General features: G+C 61.9%; 2 protein-coding genes and 1 pseudogene. 2 read left to right on the top strand and 1 reads right to left on the bottom strand.

Annotated elements, in window-relative coordinates:
- Positions 1-297, bottom strand: a pseudogene (locus tag P0D80_RS50475) (IS3 family transposase); the annotation flags it as partial.
- Positions 298-387: 90 nt separating this feature from the next.
- Between P0D80_RS50475 and P0D80_RS50470 the strand changes: the two are divergent.
- Both P0D80_RS50470 and tnpB read left to right on the top strand, forming a co-directional pair.
- Positions 388-720: a transposase gene (locus P0D80_RS50470; RefSeq protein ID WP_408296328.1), complete on the top strand. Its 333-nt coding sequence runs from the start codon at positions 388-390 to the stop codon at positions 718-720.
- A gap of 118 nt (positions 721-838) precedes the next feature.
- The coding region (gene tnpB, locus P0D80_RS50465) for an IS66 family insertion sequence element accessory protein TnpB (protein ID WP_408296331.1) at positions 839-995 on the top strand (157 nt) is incomplete at its 3' end.

The following is a 995-nucleotide window of genomic DNA, read 5'->3' as shown; positions in this document are numbered from 1 at the left end:
CGAGTCAACGACTTCGATGAATTGATCAACGGTCGTGGCCCGCCAGTCACGAGGATAGAATAACTCCGTCCTGAGGAGCCCGAAGAAACCTTCGCAGGCTGCGTTATCCGGCGAACATCCTTTGCGCGACATCGAGCGTGGCAGTCTGATCGTGACCAGCAAGCTTCCGTTCGGGCAGCGATAGTGCGCACCGCGATCGGAGTGCACCACGGGCCGCTCCTCGCAGCCAGCCACTGACTCAATCGCCGAATCCAGCATGGTATTGACGAGTTCGGCATCCGGCCGCGTGCCAATTGACCGTAAGCGGTCTATAAGCCACGCCCTTCCCACGCACGGCTAATTCGCAGAGTCTACCTGTCCATGTTGAACGAACGTGGACAGGTGTACATGAGCGAACAGGAAGGAGGGTTGCAAGGCCGTCTGGTTGTTGGCGCGAAGCGCGACGGGCGGCGCAAATATGACGAGAGCGCGAAGCGCGAGCTGATACAGGAATGCCTCAAGCCGGGCGTATCGATAGCGCGCACTGCGATGGATCACGGTATCAATCCGAACCTCGTGCGGACCTGGATTTCGCAGTACCAGCGCGAGCAGGGCCGGGTCGGCGTTGCCGGGCTCGCGGTAGGCCTGTCAGTCGGGCCCAGGCCGAGATCGCTGCCGTCGCGCCGCCGGCCCAGCCGGCCCTCGTCCAGTTCGAGACTCCTTTACTGCCGCCGGCGGTAGTCGAACCAGCCGCGACGTTCCTATTGTGCGTTGTATTGCCGAACGGCGTTCGTCTCGAGGTTGACCCGGCAGCCGTGGAGGAGCTGGAGAGGATAGTCCAGATGCTCGGGAGGCTGCCGTGTTCCGGTTCGACGAAGGGTTGAAAGTGTACCTGTATCGCGAGCCGGTCGACTTCCGTGTTGGTATCAACGGACTGTCGATCCTGGTCGAGCAGGCGATGCGCCTGAATCCGATGGTCTCCGCGCTGTTCGTATTCGGCAACCGGCGCCGCGACC

This window comes from Paraburkholderia sp. RL17-373-BIF-A, assembly GCF_046030175.1.
GTDB lineage: Bacteria > Pseudomonadota > Gammaproteobacteria > Burkholderiales > Burkholderiaceae > Paraburkholderia.
The sequence above is the reverse complement of the archived record's forward strand: the minus strand, read 5'-3'. Positions and strand labels throughout refer to the sequence as shown.

What these genes read in the sequence shown, in the direction of transcription:
- P0D80_RS50470 (WP_408296328.1), top strand. Translation starts at nt 388, where the DNA reads ATGAGCGAACAGGAAGGAGGGTTGCAAGGCCGTCTGGTTGTTGGCGCG.